The organism is Faecalicatena fissicatena (genome assembly GCF_016900595.1).
GTDB classification, from domain to species: Bacteria; Bacillota; Clostridia; order Lachnospirales; family Lachnospiraceae; genus Claveliimonas; species Claveliimonas intestinigallinarum.
The window spans coordinates 222,129-244,039 of the sequence record NZ_JACLYY010000002.1 but is presented as its reverse complement, the minus strand read 5'-3'; the positions used below and the strand labels follow the sequence as shown (position 1 = coordinate 244,039).

The window sequence follows — 21,911 nt, the reverse complement described above, 5'->3', positions numbered from 1 at the left end:
AGGGTGATCTGTCGTAAAAGACAGCATAAAAAATAAGGACAGCCGGCAGGCTGTCCTTATTTTTTGTCCTTTTGTCCCAGGCAGCAGGAGAGCTCATTGAGGGAGGTGAGAAGCTCTACAAGCTGGCGCATATTATCCTCGCCAAATTCCCGGAGGAGCTCCTCCCAGGCCTGGTCGCATTTTTCCATGGATCGGCGGGCTGCCTCCTCTCCCTCAGGGGTGGCGCTGATGGAGATCTTCCGGCGGTCCTTTGCGTCGATCTCCCGGACAATGTAGTTTTTCTTTTCCAGGGTGTTCAGTATATAGGAGACGGCCGGCTTGGAGATGCGGAGGCGCTCCTGCATCTTGGGCACGTTCAGGTTCGTGCAGGAGCTGCCGCTGACGCTGCAGCCTCCCAGGATATCCCGGAGGATCGCCATCTCATTCATCTGCATCTCACATTCCAGAGAAAAGGCAGCTTCCAGCTTTTTAAAACACATCATAGAAGAAAAAAATTGTTCCTGCAGCCTGTCGTCCATATAAACTCCTTAAATAATAAACGTTTAACAATTCCACACAAGAGTATAGCGCAATTTCCGCCGGATTTCAAGGAAATGGCTGGCTTTTCGTTGATTTGCCCTGTCAAAGGAGGTAAAATAATAGGCAGAAAAACGCAGGGGCGCAGGCGAGATTTTTGGCGTCCCGGAACGAGGAAGGAGCGGTATTATGAACATCTGGCACGATATCGGTGAGGAGAGGATTTTCCCTACGGATTTTATGGCAGTGATCGAGATTCAGAAGGGGAGCAACATGAAGTATGAGATGGACAAGGAGACAGGCATGCTCATGCTGGATCGGGTGCTTTTCACAGCCACTCACTATCCCATGAACTATGGCTTTATCCCCCGGACATACGGGGACGACAAGGATCCCCTGGATGTCCTGGTGCTCTGCTCGGAGGCCATTGTCCCCATGACACTGGTGCGGTGCTACCCCATCGGTGTCATGAGCATGGAGGACGGGGGCATGGGAGACGACAAGATTATCGCCATCCCCTACGGCGACCCCACCTACATGGGCTACACGGATATCAAGGAGCTGCCCAAGCATATTTTCGAGGAGCTGAAGCATTTCTTCTCCATCTACAAGAGCCTGGAGGGAAAGGAGACAGAGGTGAGCTCCTTTGGCGGCCCTATGGAGGCCGTGGAGATCATTGAGAGAGCCATTGACAGCTACAAGGAGAAGTTTGGGGAGAAGAATGGAGAACAGGATGGGGATTGATTACAGCCGGGCCAGGGAGGTCTTTGAGCAGTATCTGAACGGATATGACCGGAAGGACGGAAAGGTGAGGCTGAAGATTACTCACACCTACGGCGTGGTGGCCCAGAGCACGGCTCTGGCAAAGCGGATGCGTCTGGGGGAGGAGGACACGCAGCTGGCCTGGATCATCGCCCTGCTTCACGACATCGGAAGGTTTGAGCAGCTCAGGAGGTTTGACAGCTTTCTGCCGGAGACTATGGACCACGCCGCCTACGGGGTGGAGCTTCTCTTTGGGGAGGGGATGATACGGGACTTTCTCCCCGAGGACACCTGGGACGGCATCATCCGGACGGCCATAGCAAAGCACAGCGACTACAGGCTGGAAGGGGTGGAAGATCCCCGCACCCTCCTCCACGCCAGGCTCATCCGGGATGCGGACAAGCTGGACAACTGCCGGGTGAAGCTGGAGGACCCGCTGGAGACCTTTGCGGGGGGCACGGCGGAGGAGATCGGAGCTCAGAAGATTTCGCCGAAGGTGAAGGCGGAGGTGATGGCGGGGAAGTCTATTCTCTCCTCGGACCGGGTGACGCTGATGGATTTCTGGGTGTCCTACCTGGCCTATTTTTACGACCTCAATTTCCGGGAGAGCCTGGATATTGTGGAGGAGCGGGACTACGTGCGCCGGATCGCAGGGCGGATCCCCTGCTCCGATCCGGAGACAGCGCGCTCCATGGAGGAGATCGTGGGCGCTCTGACAGCCTACGTCCACTCCCACGGAAAGAGCAAATAGCGGGAGAGTCTGCAAGGGGGAGATCGTATGAAATTTGAACCAAAAAAAGATATAAAGAGGATCATAGTAATCTGCATTGCAGCGGTCATCATGGCCCTGAACATTAAATCCTTTGTCCGGACCGGAGGACTCTATCCGGGCGGGGCCACAGGTCTGGCTCTCCTCATCCAGAGGGCCGGGGACATGTTTTTCCATGTGACCATCCCCTACACGGTAGTCAACGTGGCGCTGAACGCGGTGCCGGTCTATATCGGCTTCCGCTATATTGGAAGGAAATTTACGCTCTACTCCTGCCTGATGATCGTGCTTACCAGTGTGCTGACCGATATGCTGCCGGGCTATGCGATCACCTACGACACGCTGCTTATCAGTATTTTCGGGGGACTTATTAACGGCTTTGTCATCAGCCTGTGCCTTCATATGAACGCCACCACCGGGGGAACGGATTTTATCGCCATCTATCTGTCGGAGAAGAAGGGGATAGACTCCTGGAACGTAGTGCTGGGGCTGAATGTGCTGATCCTGGCGGTTGCCGGTCTCCTGTTCGGCTGGGACAAGGCGCTGTACTCTATCATTTTCCAGTACACCTCCACCCAGGTGCTGCATATGCTCTACAAGAAATATCAGCAGGAGACAGTGTTTGCAGTAACCAACAGGGCGGAGGAGGTCTATGACGCCATAGCCGGGACGACTCACCACGGCGCCACCATCATCGAGGGGCAGGGAGCCTACGAGGACAGGGAGAGGAAGATCGTGTACTCGGTCGTATCCAGCGCGGAGAGCAAGAAAGTGATACGGGCCATCAAGGAGGCAGATCCCCACGCCTTTGTCAATCTCATGAAGACAGAGCAGGTGGCGGGAAAGTTTTACCAGAAGCCCAACGAGTAACAGAAGACGGCTTGAGCCGGGAGCGCCCATCGCCCATCCTGTGCAGATAATGCAAAATAAGGAAAATATCAGACAAAGATTTCCGGATTTCTTTATATTACAATTGTCCCAGAAAGAGCGAGAAGAACCTATAATTCCAGGAGGGAACAAGAATATGAAGGAACTGACACAGGAAAAAATTCACGAGGCGATTGAGAATTTCCGGTTTGAGGGAAGGCTGACAGACTGCAGACCCTACGGCAGCGGACATATTAACGACACATTTCTGCTCTCCTATGAGATCGGGGAGATGGGAAGGCTGAAGGTCATTCTCCAGCGGATGAACAACGAGGTGTTTGGGAAGCCGGTGGAGCTGATGGAGAACATCATGAATGTTACATCCTACCTGAAGGAGAGGATCGCGGAGAATGGGGGAGACCCGGAGAGAGAGACGCTGAATGTGATCCCTGCAAAGGACGGAAAGCCCTACTACGAGGACACAGAGGGAAATTACTGGAGGTCCTACAAGTTTATCACAGGCGCTACCAGCTATGACAAGGTGGAGAAGCCGGCGGACTTCTACGAGAGCGCCGTGGCTTTTGGGAACTTCCAGCGCCTGCTGGCGGATTTCCCGGCGGAGACACTCCATGAGACCATTGAGGGCTTCCACGATACGAGAGCACGCTTTGCCGTGTTTGAGCAGGCGGTGAAGGAGGACGTGATGGGCCGTGCCGCAGCCGTGAAGAAGGAAATCGAGTTCGTCCGGGCCAGGGAGAAATCCATTGCCAACTACTTCAGCGAGATGCAGGAGAAGGGCGAGCTGCCCCTGCGCGTCACACACAATGACACAAAGCTGAACAACATCATGATCGATGACAAGACAGGAAAGGGTATCTGTGTCATCGACCTGGACACTGTGATGCCGGGACTCGCCATGAACGATTTCGGCGACTCCATCCGCTTTGGAGCCAGCACTGCTGCCGAGGACGAGAGGGACTTAAGCCTTGTGTCCTGCAGCATGGATCTGTTTGACATCTACGCCAGAGGATTTATCGAGGGCTGCGGCGGCAAGCTGACAGAGAGGGAGATCCTGGAGCTGCCCATGGGAGCCAAGACCATGACCTACGAGTGCGGCATGCGCTTCCTGACAGATTATCTCCAGGGAGACACCTACTTCAAGATCCACAGAAAGGACCACAATCTGGACCGGTGCAGGACGCAGTTCAAGCTGGTGGAGGACATGGAGCAGAAGTGGCACACCATGCAGGCCATCGTGAGAAAGTACATGTAGCGCCGGCGCGGATGCAGTGTGACCCGTTGGCAGGAAATACGGGATCTGCGAAAAAAATCTTGACATACAGAGAAAAACAGGGTAAAGTTTAAGCATAGTATGTAACTGGGAAGCAGGCATTAACTATACATAAATGACAGGAGTGTTTATGTGGGTTAATGCCTTTTTATTTTATGTGAGTCCGTGCGACTCTCATAAAATAAAAAGCCACCGTAGGATGCGCACGGGCGTACAAGGAAGCCGCCTCCGGGCGGCCGCGCCCGGCGCGGGAGCTCCGGAGACCGGAGCTCCATCAGAAAGCCAGGGCAGGGACACACAGAGACATCTCCTCAAAAGAAAAGGAGAAAGAGAAATGAAAGACAAAATTTTTGGTGTTCTTCAGAGAGTGGGAAGATCCTTTATGCTTCCCATCGCAATCCTGCCTGTGGCCGGACTTCTGCTCGGTATCGGTTCATCCTTTACCAACGAGACCATGCTCAGCGCCTACGGCCTGACAGGCATCATGGGATCGGGGACGATCCTGAACGCGGTGTTCACGGTCATGAGCGCTGCCGGCAATGTGGTGTTCAACAACCTGCCCCTTGTGTTTGCCATGGGCGTGGCCATCGGCATGGCGAAAAAGGAGAAGGAGGTGGCAGCCCTGGCGGCGGTGATCGCCTTCTTTATCATGCACGCCTCCATCAGCGCCATGATCGACATCTACGGCGGAACAGGGAACATGCTGGACGGCGCCACCACATCTGTGCTTGGCATCACCTCCCTGCAGATGGGCGTCTTCGGCGGCATCATCGTGGGCCTCGGGGTGGCGGCTCTCCACAATCGGTTTTACAAGATCGAGCTGCCCCAGGTGCTGTCCTTCTTCGGTGGGACAAGGTTTGTGCCCATCATCAGCGCCCTGGTGTACACCGGCGTGGGCATTGCCATGTTCTACATATGGCCTGTGATCCAGACCGGCATCTACAGTGTGGGCGACCTTGTGCTGAACTCCGGCTACGCGGGAACCTGGGTGTACGGCCTCCTGGAGAGAGCCCTGATCCCCTTTGGACTTCACCACGTGTTTTATCTTCCCTTCTGGCAGACAGGCGTGGGCGGAACCATGGAAGTGGCAGGCCAGATGGTGGAGGGAGCCCAGAATATCTTCTTCGCCCAGCTTGCTGACCCGTCCACAGAGCATTTTGCCGTGTCCGCCACGCGCTTCATGTCCGGGAAATTCCCCCTCATGATCTTCGGGCTTCCGGGGGCCGCGCTGGCTATGTACAGGACGGCAAAGCCGGAGAAGAAAAAGGCTGTGGCCGGTCTTCTCCTCTCAGCGGCCCTCACATCCATGATCACAGGCATCACGGAGCCGCTGGAATTTACCTTCCTCTTTGTGGCGCCTCTGATGTATACGGTACACTGTGTGTTTGCCGGGCTGGCCTACATGCTGATGCACATTTTCAATGTGGGCGTGGGCATGACCTTCTCCGGCGGCCTGATCGACATGTTCCTCTTTGGCGTGCTCCAGGGAAATGAGAAGACCAACTGGATCTGGATCGTCATTGTGGGTATCGGCTACTTTGTGGTGTACTACTTTGTGTTCTCATTTATGATCAAAAAATTCGACTACAAGACGCCGGGAAGAGATGACAGCGAGGAGGTCAAGCTCTACACCCGCCAGGATGTAAACGAGAGAAAAGCCCGGCAGGGCGGCGGGGACGCAGAGCCTGAGGATCAGGTGTCTGCCATGATCTGCCGGGGACTTGGGGGAAAGAAAAACATCTCCGACGTGGACTGCTGCGCCACAAGGCTGCGCTGTACCGTGTTCAGGGCAGAGCTTGTGGACGACGCCCTTCTGAAGTCCACCGGGGCATCTGGCGTGGTTCACAAGGGGAACGGCGTGCAGGTCATTTACGGCCCCAAGGTGACGGTCATCAAGTCCAACCTGGAGGATTATCTGGAGACGGCGCCGGAGGAGGAAGTACAGCCCGCTGAAAAGGAGCCGGCACAGCCGGGGAGCAGGGGGCAGGAGAACGCTGCTGGAGCGGACAGAGCGGACGCCGGAGCGGCGCCGGCCAAAGAGGAAAAAGAGAGAAAGCCTGTAAAGAGCATCATCATCGGGAGCCCGGCGGACGGCGTCGCGGCGGACCTGTCCACAGCGCCGGACGAGGGATTTGCCGGAAGGATGATGGGGGACGGAGCGGTCGTGGAGCCCACGTCAGCGACCATCTGCGCCCCGGCGGACGGCGAGATCTGCTTCGTGTTCCCCACAAAGCATGCGGTGGGCTTCCAGACAGAGGAGGGCGTTGAGATGCTCCTCCACATCGGCATTGACACAGTGGGGCTGAACGGAGAGGGCTTTGAGATCCTGAAGGAGGAAGGAAAGGTGAAAAAGGGAGAGCCCATCATGAGGGTGGACATCGACTATGTGAAGAGCCATGCCCCCTCCCTGGTGTCTCCCATCCTCTGCACAGCCCTGGAGGACAACCAGAAGATCCGCCTCCTCGGGGAAGGGGAAATCCGGGCAGGCGAGGATCTGTTTGCGATTGATATTTACGAGTAGGAACATGTTCCGCGGGAGAGGAAAGAGAGTATGTATCGTGTGATAAAAGCGTTAAATCACAACGCTGTGCTGGTGCTGGACGGTGCCAGCCAGGAATATCTGATCATGGGGAAGGGGATCGGCTTTGGCAAAAAGGTCAGCGAGAGGATCGAGCCCGCGCCGGACAGCGTGGTCTATTCTCTGCAGTCTGTGTCAGAGAGAGGAAAGGCAAAGGACCTTTTCAAGGAGATCGATCCCAGATATCTGGAGATGGCGGACGCTGTCCTCAATGAGGCGGCGAAGGAGTTCGCTCACGTGGACCGGGGCGTGCTGTTTCCCATGGCGGACCACATTGCCTTTGCGGTGAGCCGGATGCGGCGGGGCGAGGTCATTGCCAATCTGCTGACCCAGGATATCCAGGTGCTCTTCTACAAGGAGTTCAAGGCGGCCTCCCTGGTCCGCAGGCTCCTTATGGAGGAGGAAGGGCTGGAGGTGCCGGACGATGAGATCGGCTACGTGGCCCTCCACGTCCATGCGGCCACCGCCGGGGAGAAGGTGTCAAGCGCCATGCAGATCGCTGCGGCTGTGCGGGAGTGCATCACCATGATCGAGGAAGACGCGGGGAAAAGGATCGCGGTACAGACTCTCTCCTACAACCGGCTCATGAACCACATCAGGTATATGGCGGCCCGGGCGGTCACCGGGGAGGAGCTGAAGCTGAACATGAACCAGTATATCAGCAGGGAGTTTCCCGGCTCCTACCGGATTGCAGAGACGGTGTGCGCCCACCTTGGGAAGCATCTGGGAAAGACTCTGTCCGACACGGAGATCGGCTATCTGGCCATGCACATTGAGAGAGTTTACACGGAAGACGAATAGACATGAGAGGCTGACAGCCTGTGCCCGGGAAGCGTGTCCCGGCGCAGGCTGTTTTTTGGCTGTATGGGGGCTGCCGTTTAAAATCCATGGTTTTTAATTTACATATTGACTTCGGAAGCCGGAGGTGGTATAGTCATTTTACATTTACAACAGGCAGATTTTTTCTTGTCTGCCTGGTCACTTTTATCCGACTGTCTGCAGGACGGATATGTTTCGGGATTTTCTGGCAGGATCTGCCGCAGGTTCCATTTGATGTAAGGAAAAACGAAAGAGGAGGTACGCCTATGGGGAAGAGCAGTACGGCTGTCAATCACTGGATGAGGGACAGGGGCAGATTTGCGGATCTGTTCAACGGAGTGGTCTTTGACGGAGAGCAGGTTGTCCGGCCGGAGGATCTGGAGGAGGCAAGAGGAGAGTCGGATATCCTGGTGCCGGATCAGGAGAAGAAGGAGAGGCAGGTGCAGAGGTACCGGGATATTGTCATGCAGTGGAAGAAGGGCCCTTATTTGGCCATGCTGGCCTGTGAGAGCCAGTCCAGCGTCCACTACGCTATGCCTGTCCGCAATATGCTCTACGACAGCCTCTCCTACACGGAGCAGATCCGCGGGATCGGCGAGAGCAACAGACGAAAAGAGGGAGCAGGGAAAATAACCGGGGAGGAGTTCCTCTCCGGCCTGCGAAGGGAGGACAGAATCTGCCCTGTTATCACGCTTGTGCTCTACTGCGGGGAGGATGAGTGGGACGGAAGCAGAGATCTCTACGGCATGTTCCCCGGCGGACAGGAGGAGCGGGTGCGGAAAATGCTGGAAAGCTATGTGCCGGATTACCGCATCAATCTGGTGGATGTGGGAAACATACGGGAGCCTGAAAGGTTTACCAGCGATTTACAGCTTGTCTTCGGTATGCTAAAATATAGGGGAGATATGGGAGAACTTCAAAAGTATGTGGACAGGCACAGAGAGTATTTTCAGAATGTAGACGCGGATACCTACCGCGCGGTAAGAGAGATGCTGCATGCAGGAGGCGTGATGGAAAGCATGAGAGAGGAAAAGGACAGAAAGGAGGGGACAGTGAACATGTGCAAGGCATTGGAGGATCTGTACCAGTCGGGCGTTGACAGCGGAATGGAGCAGGGGCTCCAGACGGGCATAAGGGCGCTTGTGGAGACCTGCCGGGAGCTGGGCCAGACAAGGGAAGTGACGGAGAAGAAGGTGGGCGAAAAGTTTACGGTTTCTCAGGAGAAGGTCCGGGAGTGCATGGAAAAGTACTGGGCTTGAGAATAGTAGCAGGTTGAAAATTTTCAGAGAACATGCTATAGTGAAAATGAAATAGGAGCAGCCGTCCACCAAGGTGGCTGGCTGGTTATATAAGGAAGTACAGAAGACCACCCTTTACACTCGCCAAAGTTTACGGGGTGGTTCTTCTGCGCTTAGGACATTATCTGATAAACGTAAAAACGAATGTCAGTAATGCCAGAATGAACATTCCAAAAGCCATCAGATCTTTAAAATCAAACGGTTTCTTATCCATCTGCATCACCTCCATCCTATGTAGTAGAGATAGAGGCCAGCCACCCTGCAACACGTCTGCTCCGTAAAAGAGAGTATAACATAAATTGAAAAAGGGACAATGGAATTCACATAATTTTCTGGAGAAATGTCTGACAGAATGTCTGACTAAAACAACACTGGCCATACACTACCACATCTGCTATACTGTTAAGAGGGAGCACACATGATATAGAGTGTATCCCGAGGTATTGCTTGAAAGGAGAGACAAAAGAGCATGGCAGCAAGAGGAAGTGTATTGTTGTACAATTTTACAGATAAAGCGAGAACCGATAAAGTAAAATTTATCTTCGTGCTCATGGGCATCAAGATCCGCAGCGTGGCGAAGGAGGATTACCTGCAGCCCATCGGCGCCCTGTCCGGCGTGACCCGGATAGAGCGGACGGAGGAGGTCTATGAGGGAGAGGGCTTTGAGGAGGAGATGCTGGTCATCTGCAATCTCACGGACGCCCAGATGAACCAGATGCTGGCCTACTTCCGCAAGGAGGGGATCCAGATTGCACTGAAGGCGGCCCTGACTCCCACTAACATGAACTGGAGCTCCGTGGAGCTTCACGATGAGCTGGTGCGGGAGCACGAGGCGGTCCAGAAGCAGATCCGGGAGCAGAGAGAACAGAAAGGCCAGAACGAGCAGAAGAGCGAACAATGATGGAGATAAACAGAAAGGAAGAGGCAGGAGCGTTCACTCTGGAGGGAGCCCGCTACAGGCGGGAGCCGGAGGGAATCCTGCTGGAGCAGGCGGCGGACACAGAGGAGGTCCGCATACCAGATGAGATAGAGGGGGAGCCGGTCCGGTGGGCGGCTCCCTACGCCTTTGCCAGGACCAGGGCTGTGCGGATCGAGCTGCCGCCCCATATGGAGAAAATTGGAAACTACAGCTTTTACAGGTGCTTTGGGCTGCGCAGCCTGTCCTTCTCGGACGCTCTGATGGACGTGGGATCGGGGGCCTTCAATGGCTGCGCCCTGCGTAAGATACGCATTGACCACTACAGGGGAGAGAAGTCCTCCCTGAAATTCCTTGTGGATGAGCTGCGGTACGCCCTCTGTGTGACCCTTGTCTATCACCGGGCGGACGGAAGGGAGGAGGAGGCCAGGCTCCTCTTCCCCGAGCACTACGAGGAGGCGGTGGAGAACACTCCGGCCCGGATCGTGGAGACTCACTACCACGGATCCGGCGGGGACTATCGCCAGTGCTTTTATGACCGGGAGCTGAATTTCGCGGAGTACGACCGGCTCTTTCCCAGAGCCGTGGCCGAGGAGAGCCGGGAGGACGCCCTGCAGCTGGCGGCTCTGAGGCTGTGCTGGCCCTACAGGCTGGCGGAGGAGGCCAGGAAGAGATACGAGGCCTATCTGAGAGACCACATGTCCTGCGCAGGCAAAGTCTACGTGGAACAGGGGGATCTGCACATGCTTCGATTTTTCGGGGAGGCCGGCTATTGGGACCGGGAGGCGCTGGAGGCGGCCGTTGACGCGGCTGCAAAGAAAAAGGAGGCGGAGATGCTGGGCTTTCTCATGGATGAGAGAAGACGGCTGTTTCCGGGGAAGAAAAAGGTGTTTGAGCTATGACAGACCAGAGGGAAAAACAGCAGACTGCAGGTGAACAGCTTGCCGGTATCGGCAGGGATATACTGATCCTTGTAAGAAACGAGCTGTATCTGAGCATGCGGTTCCTGGATGTGGCTCTCTCCGGCTTTTCCTATGTGATGGATCTGACGGCGGAGCCGGCGGCCACAGACGGCTTTGCTATCTACTATCATCCGGGGCGGATAGGAGGCATCTACCGGGAGAGCCAGGTGGACATGTGCCGGCTGTACCTGCACATGGTGCTCCACTGCCTGTTCCGCCATCTTATCCGGAGAGAGGGGCGGGACCGGCGGCTCTGGGATCTGGCCTGCGATATAGCGGCTGAGTCCATCACGGACAGTATGTATATACGGACCGTGAGGCGGGGGAAATCCTGGCTGCGGCAGGAGACCTACCGGAAGCTGAGAGAAGAGATGAAGGTGCTGACGGCGGAGAAGATCTACGGCTGCCTGGAGAGATGGGATCTGCCGGAGCGAAAGCTGGGGGAGCTGGAGCGGGAGTTTTTCACGGACAGCCACAAGTACTGGCCTGCGGATGACGACCGGGAGAGAAAGCAGGAGATCGAGAACCGGTGGCAGAACCAGAGCGAGAGGACACAGACAGAGCTGGAGACCTTCTCAAAGGAGGCGGCATCGGCGGCGGGGGATCTTCTGGGCCAGGTGAAGGTGGAGAACAGAGAGCGTTACAACTACCGGGAGTTCCTTAAGAAATTCGCGGTTCTGAAGGAGGAGGTGTCTGTGGACCAGGACTCCTTTGACTACGTGTTCTACAGCTACGGCCTGTCCCTCTATGGGAATATGCCTCTCATCGAGCCTCAGGAGTGGAAGGAGACGAAGAAGATCGAAGAGTTTGTCATTGTGGTCGACACCTCCATGTCCTGCTCCGGGGAGCTGGTGAAAAAATTCCTGGAGGAGACCTACGGGGTCTTAAGCGAACAGGACAGCTATTTTCACAGGGTGAATATCCACATCATCCAGTGCGACGACCAGGTCCAGTCGGACCGGAAGATCACCAGCCGGGAAGAGCTGAAGGAGTACATGGATGAGCTGGAGCTGCGGGGCGAGGGAGGAACCGACTTCCGGCCCGCCTTCGACTACGTGAACGGACTCCTTGAGAAAAAGGAGTTCCATCAGCTGAAGGGGCTCATCTATTTCACTGACGGGCAGGGGGGTTACCCGTCAAAGATGCCGCCCTACGAGACAGCCTTTGTCTTCCTGGAGGAGGACTATGAGGACAGGGAGGTGCCGCCCTGGGCCATCAAGCTGGTGCTGGAGAAAGAGGAGATTGAGAATATGTCCGGGAGAGAACCGGAGGAAAAAGGAGATACAGCATGGATATAAAACGAGCCAAACAGGAAATCAAGGACTCCATAGAGGCCTATCTGGAAAAGGACGCCTACGGGGAGTACATGATCCCTGCCGTCCGCCAGAGGCCCATCCTTCTCATGGGTCCACCGGGCATCGGCAAGACTCAGATCATGGAGCAGATCGCCAGGGAGTGCGGGATCGGTCTGGTGTCCTACACCATCACCCACCACACCCGGCAGAGCGCCATAGGCCTCCCCTTCATCCGGGAGAAGGTGTACGGCGGGAAGACCTTCTCTGTCACAGAGTACACTATGAGCGAAATCATCGCCTCCGTCTACGACAAGATGGAGGAGACGGGACTTGGGGAGGGGATCCTCTTTATCGACGAGATCAACTGCGTCTCCGAGACGCTGGCCCCCACCATGCTCCAGTTCCTCCAGTGCAAGATGTTCGGCAACCAGAGGGTGCCGGAGGGGTGGATCATCGTGGCAGCCGGGAACCCGCCGGAGTACAATAAGTCGGTTCGGGAGTTTGACGTGGTGACTCTGGACCGGATCCGCCGCATCGACGTGGAGGAGAACTACGGCGTCTGGCGGGAGTACGCCTGGCAGGCAGGCATCCACCCGGCCATTCTGTCCTACCTGGAGCTGAAAAGAGAGTATTTTTACAGGATGGAGACCACGGTGGACGGCCGCATGTTCGCCACCGCCAGGGGCTGGGAGGACCTGTCGGAGTTCCTGAAGGCCTGCGAGGCTGTGGGAAAGAAGGTGGACCGGGAGGTGGTGCACCAGTACATTCAGCACTGGAAGATCGCCAAGGATTTCGCGGGTTACCTGGAGCTGTTTGCAAAATATAAAAAGGACTACGGGCTGGAGAAGCTCCTGGAGGGCAGGTACAGTGAAGATACACTGGAAAAGCTGAAGTTCGCCTCCTTTGACGAGCGGCTCAGCGTGGTGGGGATGCTCCTTGGAAAGCTCTCGGAGCTCTTCCGGGACAGCTATCTGGCCGACCGGTACGTGACAAAGCTCTTTGCATGTCTGAAGGGCTACAAGGCCTGCGGCAGTCTGGAGGAGACGGCCGCGGCCGCCGGGGAGCAATACGAAAGGCTGCGGCGGTCCGGGCAGCTCACAAAGGAGGCGGATCACATGCTGCGGCAGGTGAACGACACGCTGGAGAGGTATCAGCAGCTCCTGAAGGAGGAGAACCTGACGGCTCCTCAGCAGGCGGAGGAGGCCTTTGAGAGAGTGCGGGCCGAGTTCGAGAAGGAGACCAGGAAGCGGGAGGAGCTCCTGGAGAGGACCGGAAAGGCTTTGGACAATGCCTTTTACTTCATGGAGGCGGCCTTCGGGGACAGCCAGGAGATGGTCTCCTTTGTGACAGAGCTGAACACCAACTACTACAGCGTCCAGTACCTGAAGGAGAACGACTGTGACATGTACTACAAGTACAACAAGAGGCTCCTTGTGGACGAGCAGCGGGAGAAGCTTCTGGCGGCCATGGATGAGGCGGAGGACCGCATGAGGGAGCAGGGGGCGTCGGATATCGGATGACAGAGATAGAATACGTCTGTGCAGATGCAGGGTGAGACAGGTAAATAAAAGCCATCTCCGGGCAGGAAAGGTGCCCGCGAGATGGCTTTCTTATATTCTGAGATGCTTTCTGTAAGAAGAGGCAGGGCCGGAACACAGTTCCGCCTACTCCCCGTATTTCTCCCTGTACGTCTTCATGGCGTCCCGGATCAGCTTGTCGAACTTGTCCGCCTGCCAGGCTGCCCGGCCGGTGAAGAGGCCGTCGATGGAGGGCTGCACGATGAGCTCGTTGGCGTTACCCGGGTTCACGCTGCCGCCGTAGAGAACCGGGATGTCCGCGCCCGCGTCGCCGAAGATCTCCAGGAGGCAGGCTTTGATGACCTTGTGCATCTCCTCCGCATAGTCCGGTGAAGCGGGGGTGCCGTTGACGCCGATGGACCAGACGGGCTCATAGGCGACCCAGATGTTTGGAACATCTGATACCGGCACATCGTGGAAGCCCACCTTCAGCTGGGTGCGCAGCACCTCCGGGCTGATGCCGAAGTTCTTCTCCTCGGCTGTCTCGCCGATGCAAAGCAGTGTGGTAAATCCGTGCTTCAGGGCAGCCTTTACCTTCAGGTTCTCCTCCGCGTCCGTCTCGCCGAAGACGTGGCGCCTCTCGGAGTGGCCGATCATGACAAGGTCAAGCCCCAGCTCCTCCAGCATCAGCGGGGAGATCTCTCCTGTGAACTGACCCTCGTCCTCCCAGCACATATTCTGGGCGCCCAGCTTGACATAGGAGCGGTCCACGTTCTTTGCGGCGCTCTCCAGAGTAGTGTAGGAGGGGATGATGAAGAGCTCCATCTCCTCCCGGCTGATATCCTTTGTCAGGGCAACCAGGTCCTGCAGATATTTTACAGTGTCCTGGATGTTTTTGTACATCTTGAGATTGCTTCCGAAATACAGTTTCTTCTTCATTATTCTACATCCTTTCCCTTGATTTTTCTTGTTCCCGCAAAAAAATCGGCCCCTGAGGGCTTATTTTGTACCTGGATTTATTATATATGAAATGCGGAAAAAGAGCAATATATATCTTTCGGAAAAACGTCAAAAAAATAACAAAACGAAAAAACGAAAGAAAACGAAAAAACGGACAGAAAATCGTATAAGATATGCACAAAAAACACAAATAAAAAATATATAAATGTACTGAAATTACAAAAAGGAGTTGAAAAAGGAAAAAGGAAGTAATAGAATAAGAGCATAAAAAGAAAGGAAATCGAAAACAAAACGAAAGGAAGAGAAAAATGAGCGAAAAATTCAGACCTGTAACAGCAATCACTATGGGGGATCCGGCAGGCATTGGACCGGAGATCGTTGTCGGCACTATGCTGGACAAGGAAATACATGAGTGCTGCCGCCCCTTTGTGATCGGAAGTGAGGCAATCATGGAGAGAGCCGCAAAGGTTCTCGGCAAAGAGCTGAAGTACAATAAGATCAGCGATCCTTCTGAGGCAAAGTATGAATTTGGAACAGTAGATATCCTGGAGACAGGGGATTACGATACAGACTCTATCGAGTGGGGGAAGGAGCAGAAGCTGGCCGGACAGATGGCTGTAGACTGGATCATGAAATCCATTGAGCTTGGAATGGCAAAGAAGATTGATGCTGTGTCCACAGCGCCTATCCACAAGGGAGCCATCAAGCTGGTGGGCGTAAAGGAGCCGGGACATACGGAGATCTATCAGCATGCCACCAACTCACCCTACGCGCTGACCATGTTCTCCTGCCATAAGCTTCGTGTCTTCTTCGTGAGCCGCCATATGTCACTTGTTGACGCGTGTCACTATGCCACAAAGGACGTGATCCTCGAGGATGTGATCAACATTGACAAGGAGCTGAGAAAGGTGGGCATCGAGAACCCGCTGATCGCGGTTGCGGGACTGAACCCCCACAACGGAGACCACGGACTTTTCGGGACAGAGGAGATCACAGATATCGGACCGGCTGTTGAGGCCGCAAAGGAGAGAGGCATCAACTGCGTGGGACCCTGCCCGGCAGACTCGGTATTCCATATTGGAAAATCCGGCAAGTACGACGCGATCCTGTCCCTCTATCATGACCAGGGACACATCGCCTGCAAGACACTGGATTTTGAGAAATCCGTTACACTGACCTTTGGACTTCCCTTCATCAGAAGCTCCGTGGATCACGGAACAGCGTTTGATATTGCCGGAAAGGGAATTGCGGGCTGTGTGAGCATGATCGAGTCAACAAAGGTAGTCGCTGAGTATGCGGCGAAGCAGCATGAAAGGGGAGAAAGGTAATGCCATTAATCGGAGCAGTGGCGGACGACCTGACAGGCGCGACAACGACGGGTGTACTTCTTGCAAGGTCAAAAGCAAGGACAGCAGTATTTTTTAATGAAGAAGCAGCTTTAAAGGGAGAGGGAGTGGATGAGCTGGACGCCATCCTCATCAGCAGCAACAGCCGTCCTCTTCCGGCGAACGAGGCATATGCAAAGGTAAAATCGGCGACAGACGCCCTGAAGCGCATGGGCGTGAAATATTTTTCCAAGAGGATCGACACCACCCTGAGAGGCGGCGTGGGCGTGGAGATCGACGCCATGATGGACCAGGTGGGAGATGACTGCGTGGCGGTCGTAGTGCCGGCCATGCCCCAGTCCAGACGTATCCTTGTGGGCGGCTACTCTGTCATCGACGGCGTGGCCCTGATCAACACACCGGTGGCCCAGGATGTGCGGACGCCTGTGAAAGAAAACTATATTCCAAGACTTCTGGAGGGACAGACGAGGAGACAGGTTGAGCTTGTCACTTTGGACAAGGTGCTCCAGGGTGAGGAGGCTATCCGGGACGCCCTGAAGGAGGCCAGGGAAGCAGGCGGCGAGGTCATTGTCGTGGACGGTATCACCATTGAGGACGTGGAGGAGATCGCCAAGGCATGTATTGAGCTGAAGTGGAATGTGATCGCGGTGGATCCGGGTCCCTTCACAGCCAAGCTGGCTTACTACAGAAATCTGATTAAAGAAGAGGAGCCGAACATTCCGCCTGAGGCGGATGAGACCGGCAAGACGGTCCTCATAGCGGCCGGAAGCGCCACACCTGTCACGAAGAAGCAGATGGAGGTGCTCTGCCAGGATCCCAGACATGTGCGCATCAGCGTGGATCCCATCAAGCTCATCGAGGGCGGGGACACAGCTCTGGACGAGGTGTTCCGGGCCGTACATATCGCGGAGGATCTGCTGAAATCCGACAACCAGCCCAGAGCCATCCTCTTTGAGACAGCCCTCCACGGGGAGCTTCTCAACCTGGATGAGGAGGACAACAAGCGGCATTATGCGGGCGGCATGAGCGCCAACAGGATCAATGCCGGACTTGGAACGATCATTTCCCAGCTCCTTGAGATCTGCGGAAGAGATAAGATTGCGGGACTTTATACAACGGGTGGTGACACCATGGTCAATGTGTGCTACCAGCTTGGTGTAGAGTGCATAGAAGTAATGGATTATGTAATTGCCCAGACAGACATTGGCAGGCTTGTGGGAAGCTATGACGGGCTTCCGATCGTGGGCAAGGGCGGACTCACCGGAAACGACCACACAGCATGCGATATCGTGGATCGTCTGTTCCGGGAGGCTGCAAGAAAGTAGGAAACCACAAAGTATGAAGTAAGGTTTGGAGGAAGTGCAAAAATGAGTGAAAACACAGAAGTAAAGAAACCAAAAGATCTGGATCTTTTGAACAAAATGAAAAAGCTGCCGGGCGGACTTGTCATCATCCCCCTGGTAATCGCGGTGCTGCTTGCCACGTTCTGCCCCCAGGTTTATCAGGTGGGCGGCTATGTGACAGCCCTGTTCTACGATGGCAACTCCTGTATGATGGGATTTTTCCTGATCGTATGCGGATCCGCCATCAACATTAAGCAGGTTGGTATGCCTCTCTACAAGGGCGTGACGCTGACAGCCACCAAGTTCCTTCTTGGCGTGATCATCGGTATGCTGGTAAGCGCCATCTGCGGACCGGAAGGGTTCCTTGGCATCGCTCCCTTCGTATGGATCGCGACCATCACGAACTCAAACGGATCCCTGTACATTTCCCTGTCCGCTCAGTTTGGTAACGCGACAGACACAGGAGCTATCTCCATCCTGTCCCTGAACGACGGACCGTTCTTCACACTGATCGCTCTGGGAGCTACAGGACTGGCGTCTATCCCGATCGACTCTCTGATCGCAGTACTTGTTCCGCTGCTCATCGGCTTCATCTGGGGTAACTTAGACGCAGGCTTCAGAAAGGCATGCGCGACAGCTCAGCCGATCGTCACCTTCTTCATGACGATCTCCATCGGAGCAAAGACAGATGTCAACACCATCATCACAGCAGGCGCTGCCGGCATCGTTCTCGGTCTGGTATCCGCTGCTACAGCAGTGATCTTCTTCTTCACAAACAACATTCTTCTTCCGAAGAAGGAGAGAAACGCCATGGGCGCTGCCATCGGTACGACCGCTCTGAACTCTGCCATGACACCTGCGGCAGTAGGCGAGGCAGACCCGGCTATGGCTCAGTACGTAGATATGGCTACAGCACAGTGCGCGACAGCATCCGTTGTTACCCTGTTCCTCTGCCCGTTCATCACAGCATTCTTCGACAAACTGATGCAGAAGAAACAGCTTGGCATCTACTCACCGGAGGGCTGGGCACGCTACAAGGTTGACTCAAGCGTACCGGCTCCGGTAGCAGAATAAGAAACCGAAACAAAAATAAACGAAAAAAATCGAACATAATTCATTACAAAAAAGTGAAAAAAGTCCTCTTATATGTTACAATAGGGTTGTGCATATTAAGAGGACTTTTTAAAATCAGGAGAGAGGTACTTTACATATGGAAAAACTGAAGGTGCAGCTTACAAAGGAGCAGTTGTTTGACTTCCTTTTATATCATACATTTTCAAAGGCATCCGGCTTCCTTGTGAATATGCTGGGAATGTGCGTGATCGTGCTGGGAGCCGTCATGCAGTTCATTGGAAAGATCCAGTTTGGGCAGTTTGTCCTCTATGTGATCGCCGGTGTCGTGGTACTGGGCTATACGCCGCTGCTGCTAAGGCACAGGGCAAAGAAACAGATGGAGGTCAATCCGGAGTACAGAGACCCCAGGGAATACACCTTTTCCGATGAGGGAATCTGTGTGGCACAGAACGGGGAGGAGAAAACGTATGACTGGAGTAAGATCCAGCGCACGGTGACAACTCCCAAGACCATCGGCATCTACTACGGAAAGGACCTGGCCTTTATCATCCCGAAGGAGGCCTTTGGAGACAGGTTCGTGCCGGTTATGCAGATGGTGGTGCAGCACATTGGGCTGAACAATGTAAGGCTGACTCAGTAGCAGAATATTTTTGAGATACAGGGGGAGTCGCTATGGAAGAGCGCAGGCAGGCAATACTGAGAGAACTGGAAGAAAAGGGGAAGGTCCGGGTGGCGGACTTGAGCCGTGAGCTCGGATGCTCGGAGGTGACCATCCGCAACGACATCAAGAGCATGAGCGCGGAGGGATTGCTGAAGCGCACCCACGGCGGCGCGGTCAGCCTGGAGCAGAACATGGCCCGGAAGTACAGGGCTGAGACCATTTACCGGCATGTGGACCGGAAAAAGGCCATCGCGGCCCGGGCCTATGAGTACATTGAGGACAGGGATACCATCATCATAGACGATGCGTCCAGCAGCTTTTACCTGGCCCTGCACATCAAGAGCCATCCGGAGAAAAGAGTGGCTGTGGTCACCAACTCCCTCCTCGTGGGGAATGAGCTGGCGGGCATCGACCATGTGGAGCTGTACATGATCGGCGGCTATGTGGGCGGCCATCTGGCGGCCAGCATGGGAGAGTCGGCTGTGGAGAACATGGAGCACTTCCACGTGGACAAGGGCTTTATCGGCGTCCACGGCATTAATTTTGAGGCGGGACTCACCTCCATCGCCACACCCCAGATGCAGGTGAAGCGGGCTATACTGAAGGCCTCCAGGGAGGTCTACGTGCTGGCCGACAGCAGCAAGTTCGGCGGCGGTTATCTGTCCGTCATCTGCCCCATTGACCGTGTGGACACGATCATCACGGACAGGGAGGTCTCAAAAGAAAATATTGCTATCGCCAGAGAGATGAAGGTGCCTCTCGTGATCGCGTAGTTTCGTGGAAGAGTATTGAAATACAGAAATTGCTGTGTTATAGTATACATATAAAGAGCAGCCGCTGTAAGTGGCCGGCTCCCAAGAAATAGTTATAAAAACTGCCCTGGCTCGCCAAAGTCACAGGGCAGTTTTATTTTCGCCGATTGTTCCTATCTATGTAGGTCAGCAATGCAATCAGAAACATTCCAAATGTCAGCATAAGAGATAAGGCATCAGAAATATCCATATGCATCCCTCCCTTCATTTTTATCATGCGGGAGGCATCCGCCCTGTATGCGGCTGCTCACAGAGAGAATAACATAAATAAACATAAATCTCAATTGTTCCAGGAGAGCTTTATGTTTTTTGTATAGTATTACATAAAAATATATCCGTGGCAAAACGTCATCCTCCTGCATATGCTGAGATAGAAAGCATATGCGGGAGGAATTTTTATGCCCTATTCGATCATGATGGATGCCGGACACGGGGGCCGGGATCCCGGAGCAGTCTACAATGGACGGCAGGAAAAGGACGACACGCTGCGGCTCGCACTGGCTGTGGGGGAGATCCTGCAGAACCGGGGGATCGACGTGGAGTACACCAGAACGACGGACGTGTATGAGACGCCCTACGAGAAGGCCATGGAGGCCAACCAGGCGGGGGTGGATCTTTTCATCTCCATCCACCGGAATTCATTTCCAACGGACAACGAGGTCTCCGGGGTGGAGTCCCTTGTGTATGACCTGTCCGGGCTGAAGCTGGAGATCGCGGAGGCCATCGATGAGGAGCTGGCCACGGTGGGCTTTGTGGACCTGGGAGTGAAGGCAAGGCCTAATCTTGTGGTGCTCAAGAGGACAAAGATGCCGGCTGTGCTGGTGGAGGCGGGATTTATCAACTCGGACACGGACAATATGCTGTTTGACCAGAACTTTGACGATATTGCCCTGGCTATCGCGGAGGCCATACTGGACACACTGCAGCGGAACGGCCTTGTGGAGGACAGCTCTCAGGGGACGCCGGAGGCCGAGGCAGGCGGTATGGGAAATCAGAATACGGCCTACGAAAATGACAATGAGTTTGAGAACCAGACAGTGCCGGACTACCGGGTGCAGGCCGGCGCCTTCCGCAACAGGTCCTATGCGGAGCGGCTGCGGAACGAGCTGCTGGAGCAGGATTTCCCGGCCTACATCGATGACTCGGACGGCTACCTCCGGGTTCAGGTGGGAAATTTTGGCACTCTGGACGAGGCGGCGGACATGGAGCAGAGGCTGAAGAGGGCCGGCTACGCCACGGTGATCGTCGCGGCGCCGTAAGTGACGGCGCCGGGCGCGCCCGGACCGCCGCAGGGGCGGACCGGCAGAAGGGGCGGCCTCACACGCGGCGATCCCGGTATGGCTTTCCCGGCGGATTTGTGATAAGATAGGTCCAGTAAATCTGGAGGTAAAGACATGGCAGATAAGATGAGTTTCCAGCAGAAGCTGGCAGACATCATGAAGCTGGCGCAGGAAAACGGCATGCGCATGACAGCGGAGGAGACAGAACAGTTTTTTGAGGACGACGGGCTCACGAAGGAGCAGATGGATCTTGTATTCGACTACCTTCTCTCCCAGAAGGTGGCGGTGCAGGGGTATGTGAGAAAGCCCGGCACAGTGCAGGAGTCCGGGGATGGAGAGGAAATGCCCGGGTCGGATGCCCTGAGCGCGGAGGAAAAGGAGTACCTGGAGGACTATCTCCGCCAGATAGGGGAGCTGCAGGCGACCTCTGAGGAGGAGGCAAGGCTTGCCCTCTATCTCCGGCTGGTATACGAGGAGGCGGTGAAGCTGCACAGGGAGGAGGTCTTTATCGGCGACATGATCCAGGAGGGCAATGCGGCCCTTGTGGAGGCGATGGATCTGCACCCTGCCGGGGAGGGCGAGCAGGAGCTGGTGATGGCTGACGTCCGCGCGGCCATGCGGGCTCTTCTCGCGTCCCAGACAGAGATGAAGCGGCGGGATCGGAAGATGGTGAACCAGGTCACAAGGCTGGGCGAGACGATCAAGCAGATGACTGACGAGCTGGGCCGGAAGGTGGACGTGCAGGAAGTGGCAGAGCGGTTGGAACTGACAGAGGAGCAGGTCAGGGATATCCTGAAGCTGACAGGGGAGGAGCCGGAGGACGAAAAATAGCGCGGCGTTGAATT

Annotated in this window: 21 protein-coding genes; 18 read left to right on the top strand and 3 right to left on the bottom strand. The window is 55.2% G+C overall.

From position 1 onward, the window contains the following. Positions 1–56: 56 nt before the first annotated feature. Positions 57–482: a MarR family winged helix-turn-helix transcriptional regulator gene (locus H7U36_RS03300; RefSeq protein WP_191493826.1), complete on the bottom strand. Its 426-nt coding sequence runs from the start codon at positions 480–482 to the stop codon at positions 57–59. A gap of 223 nt (positions 483–705) precedes the next feature. On the opposite strand from H7U36_RS03300, the gene H7U36_RS03295 reads away from it, so the two are divergent. The 11 genes from H7U36_RS03295 (at position 706) to H7U36_RS03245 (ending at position 13,593) form a co-directional block, all read left to right on the top strand. After that, the gene (locus tag H7U36_RS03295) at positions 706–1,260 is read left to right on the top strand and encodes an inorganic diphosphatase (protein ID WP_052083817.1); all 555 of its coding nucleotides are present in this window, start codon (positions 706–708) and stop codon (positions 1,258–1,260) included. Then, entirely contained in the window at positions 1,256–2,029 is a 774-nt protein-coding gene (locus tag H7U36_RS03290) for an HD domain-containing protein (protein WP_138304088.1), read from the top strand. The genes H7U36_RS03295 and H7U36_RS03290 overlap by 5 nt, the downstream gene beginning before the upstream one ends. A 27-nt stretch (positions 2,030–2,056) precedes the next feature. Next, a complete protein-coding gene (locus H7U36_RS03285; RefSeq protein ID WP_033124653.1) occupies positions 2,057–2,917 on the top strand; it encodes a YitT family protein in 861 nt (286 codons plus the stop codon). Between the two features lie 154 nt (positions 2,918–3,071). Further along, positions 3,072–4,187 (top strand): phosphotransferase enzyme family protein, encoded by a 1,116-nt coding sequence (locus tag H7U36_RS03280; protein ID WP_033124654.1) that lies wholly within the window; start codon positions 3,072–3,074, stop codon positions 4,185–4,187. Positions 4,188–4,539: 352 nt separating this feature from the next. Further along, positions 4,540–6,726 carry a PTS sugar transporter subunit IIABC gene (locus H7U36_RS03275; protein ID WP_138304048.1) on the top strand — a complete coding sequence of 729 codons (2,187 nt, stop codon included), beginning with the start codon at positions 4,540–4,542 and terminating at the stop codon, positions 6,724–6,726. A 30-nt stretch (positions 6,727–6,756) separates the two neighbouring features. Further along, a complete protein-coding gene (locus tag H7U36_RS03270) occupies positions 6,757–7,584 on the top strand; it encodes a PRD domain-containing protein (protein WP_033124656.1) in 828 nt (275 codons plus the stop codon). A 284-nt stretch (positions 7,585–7,868) separates the two neighbouring features. Next, complete coding sequence (locus H7U36_RS03265) at positions 7,869–8,861, top strand: Rpn family recombination-promoting nuclease/putative transposase (protein WP_171031553.1); 993 nt, start codon at positions 7,869–7,871, stop codon at positions 8,859–8,861. Between the two features lie 508 nt (positions 8,862–9,369). After that, positions 9,370–9,801, top strand: coding sequence for a DUF3783 domain-containing protein (locus H7U36_RS03260; protein ID WP_033124658.1), 432 nt, complete (start codon positions 9,370–9,372; stop codon positions 9,799–9,801). Further along, on the top strand, positions 9,798–10,718 hold the full coding sequence (locus H7U36_RS03255; protein ID WP_052083821.1) for a leucine-rich repeat domain-containing protein: 921 nt from the start codon (positions 9,798–9,800) through the stop codon (positions 10,716–10,718). The genes H7U36_RS03260 and H7U36_RS03255 overlap by 4 nt, the downstream gene beginning before the upstream one ends. After that, positions 10,715–12,076 (top strand): vWA domain-containing protein, encoded by a 1,362-nt coding sequence (locus H7U36_RS03250; protein ID WP_052083823.1) that lies wholly within the window; start codon positions 10,715–10,717, stop codon positions 12,074–12,076. The genes H7U36_RS03255 and H7U36_RS03250 overlap by 4 nt, the downstream gene beginning before the upstream one ends. Beyond that, on the top strand, positions 12,067–13,593 hold the full coding sequence (locus tag H7U36_RS03245; protein ID WP_033124659.1) for an AAA family ATPase: 1,527 nt from the start codon (positions 12,067–12,069) through the stop codon (positions 13,591–13,593). Before H7U36_RS03250 ends, H7U36_RS03245 begins: the two co-directional genes overlap by 10 nt. Positions 13,594–13,737: 144 nt before the next feature. Here H7U36_RS03245 and tpiA read toward each other — a convergent pair whose 3' ends face one another. Further along, a complete protein-coding gene (gene tpiA / locus H7U36_RS03240; RefSeq protein WP_033124660.1) occupies positions 13,738–14,529 on the bottom strand; it encodes a triose-phosphate isomerase in 792 nt (263 codons plus the stop codon). A gap of 329 nt (positions 14,530–14,858) precedes the next feature. On the opposite strand from tpiA, the gene pdxA reads away from it, so the two are divergent. From pdxA to H7U36_RS03215, 5 genes are all read left to right on the top strand, one after another. Then, positions 14,859–15,878 (top strand): 4-hydroxythreonine-4-phosphate dehydrogenase PdxA, encoded by a 1,020-nt coding sequence (pdxA, locus tag H7U36_RS03235; RefSeq protein WP_033124661.1) that lies wholly within the window; start codon positions 14,859–14,861, stop codon positions 15,876–15,878. After that, positions 15,878–17,221 (top strand): four-carbon acid sugar kinase family protein, encoded by a 1,344-nt coding sequence (locus H7U36_RS03230; protein WP_033124662.1) that lies wholly within the window; start codon positions 15,878–15,880, stop codon positions 17,219–17,221. Before pdxA ends, H7U36_RS03230 begins: the two co-directional genes overlap by 1 nt. A gap of 42 nt (positions 17,222–17,263) precedes the next feature. Then, positions 17,264–18,313 (top strand): 2-keto-3-deoxygluconate permease, encoded by a 1,050-nt coding sequence (locus H7U36_RS03225; RefSeq protein WP_033124663.1) that lies wholly within the window; start codon positions 17,264–17,266, stop codon positions 18,311–18,313. A gap of 136 nt (positions 18,314–18,449) precedes the next feature. Continuing rightward, positions 18,450–18,953, top strand: coding sequence for a YcxB family protein (locus H7U36_RS03220; RefSeq protein ID WP_033124664.1), 504 nt, complete (start codon positions 18,450–18,452; stop codon positions 18,951–18,953). Positions 18,954–18,985: 32 nt separating this feature from the next. After that, a complete protein-coding gene (locus H7U36_RS03215; RefSeq protein WP_033124665.1) occupies positions 18,986–19,747 on the top strand; it encodes a DeoR/GlpR family DNA-binding transcription regulator in 762 nt (253 codons plus the stop codon). A gap of 133 nt (positions 19,748–19,880) precedes the next feature. On the opposite strand, the gene H7U36_RS15295 is transcribed toward H7U36_RS03215, so the two are convergent. Then, positions 19,881–19,976, bottom strand: coding sequence for a putative holin-like toxin (locus H7U36_RS15295; RefSeq protein ID WP_147581160.1), 96 nt, complete (start codon positions 19,974–19,976; stop codon positions 19,881–19,883). Positions 19,977–20,184: 208 nt separating this feature from the next. Between H7U36_RS15295 and H7U36_RS03210 the strand changes: the two genes are divergently transcribed. Next, positions 20,185–21,045: an N-acetylmuramoyl-L-alanine amidase gene (locus tag H7U36_RS03210; RefSeq protein WP_138304039.1), complete on the top strand. Its 861-nt coding sequence runs from the start codon at positions 20,185–20,187 to the stop codon at positions 21,043–21,045. A gap of 135 nt (positions 21,046–21,180) precedes the next feature. After that, positions 21,181–21,897: a sigma-70 domain-containing protein gene (locus H7U36_RS03205; RefSeq protein ID WP_205155696.1), complete on the top strand. Its 717-nt coding sequence runs from the start codon at positions 21,181–21,183 to the stop codon at positions 21,895–21,897. Positions 21,898–21,911 lie beyond the last annotated feature (14 nt).